Here is a 7,126-nt window from a genome sequence, read left to right as displayed (position 1 = left end):
AGGCGCAAGCACGGTTCTGAGGGGGCTGGGGCCCGGTGACGGGCCCCAGCTACCCGACTGCCCTCCGGAGTCATCACCTCGCCACCGATGACCAGCCAGTTGTCATCGTATGGGTCGCCGCGGACCGCGGAGAACTGGTACCGCAACGGGCAGAGCTCGACACTGCTTGCCTGATCACCCAAGAGCATTACCAAAGGGTGTCACGGACCTTCTCGACGCTGCACAGGCCCTCACAACACGTCAGCATCGCGCTCCTGCCGTCTCCGCCTGCGGCCCCCAGGAGCATCTGGCCGTTCGGGCCCGCCCGGTGTCGGCAGGTGTGGGCTATCGCAGGGCCGCCGCCACCAGTCCGCGGATCTCCTGGGACGACACGGTTCCGCCCCCCACCAGGCGGTCGAAGACCAGCCCGTCCACGCAGGTCAGCAACGTGACAGTGCGGTCCTCGGCGTCCGTGACGCCTTGAGCGGCCAGGAAGTCGCGTACGACTTGGCGCCCTGCGTTCTCGCGCGGCACGAGGATCTCCCGCAGCTCGGGATGGTGCACGCTTTCGATGGCGCACGCGTAGCGCGCGAGGGAGCGCCGACGGCCGTCTCCCGTGAGCCGGTGCTTGATGAAGGCGGCGATTCCGGCTGCCAGTTCCTCGGCGTCCCGCGGCACGGGGGTCTGCTCTCCGATCGCCTGTAGTTCTGCCTGGTCAAGGGCGACCAGACGCCGGACCAGTGCGGCAAGCAGTGCCTGGCGGGTGCGGTAGTAGGCGGACGTGGTGCCGAGTGGCAGATGTGCTGCCCGGTCCACCGCGCGAGAGCGAGCCCGACATCCTGTTCTGCGACGGCCGCGAGTGCCGCAACTTCGGCCTGCTCCGGGTGCTCTCCGACACCCCGGTCGTCGCCGCGAGGCCGGCCAGGGTGATGCCGCGGTCACGACGCAGCGCACGGAGCCGCGGCCCCACCGCGTCGAGCACGTCGTCGTCCATCTTGGGATCCATGAGGCCCACCTTGCCATTACCGCAAGATTTCGTGCCAGGACGTGGTGTCCCTGCCAAGACTGAGCGCCTACCGACACAAGGAGTCTTGATGAGCACCACCGATGCGGTCGCCTTCTGGGACGGCGTCTACGCGGCCCGACCGGCAGCCGGCAACCCGCAGCCGAATGCTCGCCTCACCGAGACGGTGACGGGCCTGCCGCCCGGTGACGCGTTGGACCTCGGATGCGGCAACGGCGGCGACGCGCTGTGGCTCGCCCGCCAGGGGTGGCAGGTCACCGCCGCCGACATCTCGGCCGTGGCGGTCGAGCGGCTCGCCTCCCTCGCCAGCTCACACGGCCTGGGCGACCGTGTCATCACCGTGCGGCACGACTTGCACAGTTCTCTCCCGCCCGGCGGATTCGACCTGATCTGCGCCCACTACCTGCATACCCCCTATGACCTGGACCGGGCAGCCCTCCTGCGCGCGGCTGCGCGCGCACTGCACCCGGGCGGGCGTCTGCTGGTCGTCGACCACGGCTCGGCCGCGCCGTGGTCGTGGAACCAGGACCCCGATACCCGGTACCCGAGCCCGCAGGAGGTCGCCGCTGGGATCGATCTGGCCCCGGAGACATGGACGGTCGAGCGGGCCGACGCCCCCCGCCGGATCGCGACTGGACCGGGCGGGCGCACCGCCGAGGTCACCGACCATGTCCTCCTCATCCGCCGCACCGTCTGACACGGCGGTCGGCGCCCGCCCTCGACAAAGGAAGCTCGACAAAGGAACTCGACAAAGGAAGGGAGACCACGATGCCCAGCCCCACGCGCCGCAACCACCGCCGCGACACCCCGCCGCCCCGCACCGGAATCAGCGAGACCGAGGTCCTGCGCGGACTCCTCGACTACCTCCGGACCTCGATCGCCGCGAAGGTCGACGGCGCACCCGAGCCGCAGGTGCGAACAGCCGTGGTGCCGTCGGGCACGAACCTGCTCGGCCTGCTCAACCACCTGACCTACGTCGAGCGCTCGATGTTCCTCGGGGATGATGTCACCGACTGGCAGGCGACGTTCCAAGCCGCACCGGCGGACAGCGTGGCCGATGTCGTCGCCCGCTACCGAGACGCGGTCAAGCGCGCGAACGACGTTCTCGACGGGTGCACCGATCTCGGCACACCGGTCCCCCGACCGCGGCCGGACCGCCCCGCTCCCAGCATCCGCTGGGCACTCACCCACATGATCGAGGAGACCGGCCGACACGCGGGCCACGCGGACATCCTCCGCGAACTCATCGACGGCACGACCGGCCGCTGATCCGCCTTCCCCAGGTCAGGAACACATGATCACAGCACCACGGCCGTTGCCGCGCCGCTTCCTCCGATCCGAAGCAAGACGTTTCGTCGGTGCATCGCGAGGGGCTTCAGTCGATGACCGCGGTGGCCTCCACCTCCACCAGATGCTCGGGAACGTCCAGTGCCGCGACGCCGATCAGCGTGGCCGGCGCCATCGGCGTGACGCCGAGCTTTGCCGAGGCCCGGTCGAGACCCTCCAGGAACAGGGGCATCTTGTCGGGGGTCCAGTCGACGACGTAGACGGTCAGCTTCGCGACGTCGGCGAAGGTCGCGCCGGCATCGGCCAGGGCGGTGCCGACGTTGAGGTAGGCCCGCTCGACCTGAGCGGCGAGGTCACCTTCGCCGACCGTGACTCCGTCGGCGTCCCAGGCGACCTGCCCGGCGATGAAGACCAGCTTCGAGCCGGTCGCGATCGACACCTGCCGGTAGACGGGGATTTCCGGAAGTCCGTTCAGATTCACCAGCGTGATGGCCATGCTGTCCGCCTTCGTGGTCTCTTGTGGTTACTCAGGAACCGTAAGAGAGTGAGCGCTGACATGGAAGAACGCACTTTTCGGTGACTGGGGAACCAAATGGAGACCAAGCAGTTCACGGGCTCACCCGAGGACGCGGACCTGATGCGCGCGGACTCTCTGGCGCGGGAGATCTTCTCGGACGTCGCCAACAAGTGGGCGTTCCTGATCATCGAGTTCCTCGGTGACCGCACCCTGCGCTTCAGCGAGTTGCGGAACGAGGTCGAGGGCATCAGTCACAAGATGCTCACCCAGAACCTGCGCATGCTGGAGCGCAACGGCCTGGTGGAGCGGTGCGCGCACCCCACCGTGCCGCCACGGGTCGAGTACACGCTGACCGAGGCCGGCCGAGGCCTGCGGGCCACGATCGACGGAATGTGCGACTGGACCCACCGGTACCTCGCCCACATCGAGGCCTCCCGCCGCCGCTTCGACGCCTGAAGGCTCAGCGACCGTCCGCCAGTTCCGGCATGCCGACCAGCTCCGCGCTGCTGCGCCACAGTTCGGCGGCCTTCTCGAGGTCGTACGACTCCGCGGACGAACGGACCGGCCGACGGCCCTGGAAGTACTTGCCGCTGACGCCCTCGAGTGCCGGGTCGGCGATGAGACGGGCGAGCGCCGCGCCGGACGTGCGTGTGGTGTGGAAGTTGCGCGGCAGCACGGTCAGGGCGGGCAGCAGGTACTTCCAGGCGAAGCGGAAGAACGGGTTGTAGTCGCGGGCCAGGCCCGTCCCCGGCATCAGTCCGGGGTCGAACGCGTTCACGCTGATCTGCCCGTCCGCGCCGTCGGCACCGAGCACCCGGTCCATCTCGTACGCGGTGAGTACGTTGCACAGCTTCGACGTGGTGTAGCGGCGGCGGCCTTCCTTCATCGGATCGCGATCGCCGCCGGTGTCCGGGGGCCGCGCGAGGTCGTGGCCGCTGGTGTAGCGCGGCTCGGGGAAGTTGTGCGGGCGCGCCGGGTCGTGCGTGTCGCTGGATACGAAGACGATGCGGGCCGGTGCGGTCAGGTGGGGCCGCAGCAGGTGGGCCAGTAGGAAGTGGGCCAGGTGGTTGACCGCGAAGGTCACCTCGTAGCCGTCCGCGGTGTGCCGCAGGCCGGAGACCACCATGAGTCCGGCGTTGCACACCAGCACGTGCAGCGGCGGCAGTTCACGCGCGGGCCAGTCCCGTACGAACTCCCGCACCGCATCGAGCGACTCCAGGTCGAGCTCCAACGGCGTGACCGGCGCGCCGAGTTCGCCCGCGAGCGCCACGGCGCGCTCCGTCGTGCGGGTGAGGTCGCGTCCGGTGACGACGGTGTGCCAGCCGGGGTAGCCGCGGGCGAGCGCACGTACGGTGGCCGAGCCGAGGCTGCCGGTGCCGCCGGTGATGAGAACGGTTCGCATGGCGTCCCCCCTGGGGGCGAACGGTCGTACTCAGCCTATGACTTGCGTCCCGAAACGTCCTGCGAAGGGCCGGGGTCGAAGCCGAGTACGAGCGACCGTTCCCCGAACGTCAACCGGCCCGTAACGTCAACTGGCCCTGAGCGCCCCAGAGATCGACCTGATCGCCTCCGGCCCCACCCGGCAGCACCCGCCGATCAGCCGGGCACCGGCCTCCTGCCAGCCGCGTACCTCCTCGGTCGCGAAGGTGGAGCTGCCCGCCCAGGTGCGGGCCTCGGCGTCCCAGGTCTCGCCGCTGTTGGGGTAGACGACGACCGGTTTGCCGGTGACACGGGCGGCGATCTCGATCGCGCCGTCCACATCCTCGGGGGCGCAGCAGTTCACGCCGACCGCGATCACCTCGTCGGCGTCGGCGGCCAGGGCGAACGCCTCCTCCAGCGGCTGCCCGGCGCGGGTGCGGTCGCCTGCCACGCTGTACGACAGCCAGGCCGGCACCCCCAGCCCGCGCACCGCCCGCAGCAGCGCCTCGGCCTCGTCGGCGTCCGGCACCGTCTCCAGTGCCAGGGCGTCCGGCCCGACGGCCGCCAGTGCCTCCAAGCGGGGCCGGTGGAAGGCCTCGAGTTCGGCCACGCTCAGGCCGTACCGGCCGCGGTACTCGGAGCCGTCCGCGAGCATCGCGCCGTACGGCCCGACCGAGGCCGCCACGTACAGCGGCCGCGTGACGCCCTTCGCGCGCGCCTCCTCGGTCGCGTCCAGGGCCAACTCGATGCTCAGGGCCATGAGTTCGGCCGCCCGCTCGCGCTTGATCCCGCGCTTCGCGAAGCCCTCGAAAGTGGCCTGGTAGCTGGAGGTGATCGCGACGTTCGCCCCCGCCTCGAAGTACGCAAGGTGCGCCTCGGTGATCGCCTCGGGCCGCTCGGCGAGCAGCCTCGCCGACCAGAGTTCGTCGCTCAGATCGTGCCCGGCGGACTCCAACTGGTTGGACATGCCGCCGTCGAGCACGAGCGTCCCCGCGGCGAGGGCGTCGGCGAGGAGAGGAGCGGAGAAGAGGGCGTCGCTGGTCATGTCACGACGCTAACCGAAGCGGGGACAAACGCCCCTGTGTGTCCAGTACATGAACAGATCGACCACGATGTGGGATCGGGGGATACGATCACGACCCTCCCCTCCCCCTCTCCCCACGGACGCCCCATGCCTGCCGCAGACACCACCGACGCCGCCGAGCCCGTACCTCCGTCGACGACCGACGAGACCCCGGCGTCCATACGCCCCAAGGGCTTCGGTCTCGCCGCCGCCACCGCCCTCGTCATGGGCAACATCATCGGCGGCGGCATCTTCGCCCTGCCCGCCACCGTCGCCCCGTACGGCACGATCAGCCTGCTCGCCTTCCTCGTCCTGTCCGTGGGCGCGGTGCTGCTCGCGCTGCTCTTCGGGAAACTCGCGCGCCGCAGCCCCGTCACCGGCGGTCTGTACGTGTACCCGCGCGACGCGTTCGGCGAGTTCGCCGGCTTCCTGTCGGCGTGGTCGTACTGGACGATGACCTGGGTCAGCATCGCCGCGCTCGCCGTCGCGACCGTCGGATACGCCGACGTGCTGCTGCCGCTGGGCGACAACAAGGTGCTGCAGGCGGCGGTGGCGATGGCCGCGCTGTGGCTGCCCGCCGCCGCGAACTTCGCCGGCACCCGCTGGGTCGGCGGCGTGCAGATCGTCTCGACGATCCTGAAGTTCGTACCGCTGCTCCTTGTCTCCACCGTCGGCCTCTTCTTCATCGACACCGACAACTTCGGCCCCTTCAACGCCTCCGGCGAGAGCGTGCCCGGCGCTCTCGCCGCCTCCGCCGCGCTGCTCCTCTACAGCTTCCTCGGCGTCGAGTCGGCCGCGATGAGCGCGGGCGAGGTCCGCGACCCGGAGCGCACGGTGGGCCGCGCGAGCGTCCTGGGCACGCTCGGCTCCGCGCTCGTCTATCTGCTCGGCATGGTCGCGGTCTTCGGCCTCGTACCGCATGGTGAACTCGCCGAGTCCGGAGCGCCGTTCGCCGACGCCGTCGACGCGATGGCCGGCGGCCACTGGGGCGGCACGCTCATCGCCGCCGTCGCCCTCGCCTCGATGGTCGGCTGCCTCAACGGCTGGATCCTGATGAGCGCCCAGATGCCGTACGCCGCCGCCCGCGACGGGCTCTTCCCCGCGCCCTTCGCCCGCGTCGGCAAGGGCGGTGTCCCCGGCTTCGGCGTGCTGGCCTGCGCGGTCCTCGGCACGCTGCTGATCGCCCTCAACTACACGGCGGGGCCTGACACCACCTTCCGTGTCCTCGTCCTCATCACGACCTTCACCGGCTGCGTGCCGTACCTGTTGTCGGCGGCGGCCCAGCTGTACTGGCTTGCCCAGGGCACCCGTGAGCGGGTACGTCCTGCGGGGCTGGCCCGCGATCTGATCGTGGCCGTTCTCTCGTTTGCTTTCTCGTTCTGGCTGATCGCGGGGGCGGGGTACGCGGCGGTCTACCAGGGGGTGTTGTTCCTGTTCGCGGGGATTCCTGTGTACGTGTGGATGCGGGGGCGCTCCGCTGGGTGAGGCGGTTTTGAAGCTGCGGGTTCGTGGGTGGTTGCTCGCGCCGTTCCCCGCGGGGTGCCTCCGGCGGTTGGGCGGCTGCGGGTTCGTTGTGGCTGGTCGCGCCGTTCCCCGCGCCCCTTAGGTGCGTGGTGGGTCGGGGCCGTGGGCCGGTGCGTCAGCCCGTCGCAGGCCGGGCATACGGCCCTGGCCTGGTACAGGGTCCTGGTTCTCCGAGACCGAACCTACGCGACGGGCATACGACGCACCGGCCCACGGCCCCTCCCGCCGGTGGCAGGCTGCGGGTAATTGGGGGTGCGGGCTTGCTCGGGGCGCGGGGAGCCGCAGGCTTTTCAGGGGCGCGGGGAACTGCGCG

The 7,126-nt window shown here is 70.4% G+C and carries 9 protein-coding genes and 1 pseudogene; 4 read left to right on the top strand and 6 right to left on the bottom strand.

The features are described 5' to 3' along the window. The 3 genes and pseudogenes from ACYVO6_RS20870 to ACYVO6_RS20860 form a co-directional block, all read right to left on the bottom strand. Positions 1-188 (bottom strand): WapI family immunity protein (locus ACYVO6_RS20870; RefSeq protein WP_461063234.1); only part of this gene is annotated, 188 nt, incomplete at its 3' end. A gap of 136 nt (positions 189-324) precedes the next feature. Next, the gene (locus tag ACYVO6_RS20865) at positions 325-795 is read right to left on the bottom strand and encodes a TetR/AcrR family transcriptional regulator (protein WP_461063232.1); all 471 of its coding nucleotides are present in this window, start codon (positions 793-795) and stop codon (positions 325-327) included. 58 nt (positions 796-853) lie between these two features. After that, positions 854-985 (bottom strand): annotated as a pseudogene (locus ACYVO6_RS20860) (XRE family transcriptional regulator); the annotation flags it as partial. Between the two features lie 88 nt (positions 986-1,073). Here ACYVO6_RS20860 and ACYVO6_RS20855 point away from each other — a divergent pair. Beyond that, positions 1,074-1,700 (top strand): class I SAM-dependent methyltransferase, encoded by a 627-nt coding sequence (locus ACYVO6_RS20855; RefSeq protein ID WP_461063230.1) that lies wholly within the window; start codon positions 1,074-1,076, stop codon positions 1,698-1,700. A gap of 71 nt (positions 1,701-1,771) precedes the next feature. Beyond that, complete coding sequence (locus tag ACYVO6_RS20850) at positions 1,772-2,272, top strand: DinB family protein (RefSeq protein WP_461063228.1); 501 nt, start codon at positions 1,772-1,774, stop codon at positions 2,270-2,272. Positions 2,273-2,378: 106 nt separating this feature from the next. Here the strand turns inward: ACYVO6_RS20850 and ACYVO6_RS20845 are convergent, their stop codons facing one another. Then, positions 2,379-2,786, bottom strand: a complete 408-nt coding sequence (locus tag ACYVO6_RS20845) for a RidA family protein (RefSeq protein WP_461063226.1) — start codon at positions 2,784-2,786, stop codon at positions 2,379-2,381. Between the two features lie 96 nt (positions 2,787-2,882). Here ACYVO6_RS20845 and ACYVO6_RS20840 point away from each other — a divergent pair, with 96 nt between their 5' ends. After that, a complete protein-coding gene (locus ACYVO6_RS20840; RefSeq protein ID WP_461063224.1) occupies positions 2,883-3,263 on the top strand; it encodes a winged helix-turn-helix transcriptional regulator in 381 nt (126 codons plus the stop codon). Between the two features lie 4 nt (positions 3,264-3,267). On the opposite strand, the gene ACYVO6_RS20835 is transcribed toward ACYVO6_RS20840, so the two are convergent. Together ACYVO6_RS20835 and mmuM are read right to left on the bottom strand one after the other, a co-directional pair. Continuing rightward, complete coding sequence (locus tag ACYVO6_RS20835; RefSeq protein WP_461063222.1) at positions 3,268-4,209, bottom strand: SDR family NAD(P)-dependent oxidoreductase; 942 nt, start codon at positions 4,207-4,209, stop codon at positions 3,268-3,270. 126 nt (positions 4,210-4,335) lie between these two features. Continuing rightward, positions 4,336-5,271, bottom strand: coding sequence for a homocysteine S-methyltransferase (gene mmuM / locus ACYVO6_RS20830; RefSeq protein WP_461063220.1), 936 nt, complete (start codon positions 5,269-5,271; stop codon positions 4,336-4,338). Positions 5,272-5,397: 126 nt separating this feature from the next. Here mmuM and ACYVO6_RS20825 point away from each other — a divergent pair, with 126 nt between their 5' ends. Continuing rightward, positions 5,398-6,774 (top strand): amino acid permease, encoded by a 1,377-nt coding sequence (locus ACYVO6_RS20825; protein ID WP_461063218.1) that lies wholly within the window; start codon positions 5,398-5,400, stop codon positions 6,772-6,774. Positions 6,775-7,126: the final 352 nt, after the last annotated feature.

This window comes from Streptomyces pseudoechinosporeus, from assembly GCF_054783935.1.
This window is presented reverse-complemented; position numbering and strand designations above follow the sequence as displayed.

Coding starts and splice junctions, on each gene's coding strand:
- mmuM (WP_461063220.1), bottom strand. CDS start 5,271: ATGACCAGCGACGCCCTCTTCTCCGCTCCTCTCCTCGCCGACGCCCTC.
- ACYVO6_RS20850 (WP_461063228.1), top strand. CDS start 1,772: ATGCCCAGCCCCACGCGCCGCAACCACCGCCGCGACACCCCGCCGCCC.
- ACYVO6_RS20855 (WP_461063230.1), top strand. CDS start 1,074: ATGAGCACCACCGATGCGGTCGCCTTCTGGGACGGCGTCTACGCGGCC.
- ACYVO6_RS20835 (WP_461063222.1), bottom strand. CDS start 4,209: ATGCGAACCGTTCTCATCACCGGCGGCACCGGCAGCCTCGGCTCGGCC.
- ACYVO6_RS20825 (WP_461063218.1), top strand. CDS start 5,398: ATGCCTGCCGCAGACACCACCGACGCCGCCGAGCCCGTACCTCCGTCG.
- ACYVO6_RS20845 (WP_461063226.1), bottom strand. CDS start 2,786: ATGGCCATCACGCTGGTGAATCTGAACGGACTTCCGGAAATCCCCGTC.
- ACYVO6_RS20840 (WP_461063224.1), top strand. CDS start 2,883: ATGGAGACCAAGCAGTTCACGGGCTCACCCGAGGACGCGGACCTGATG.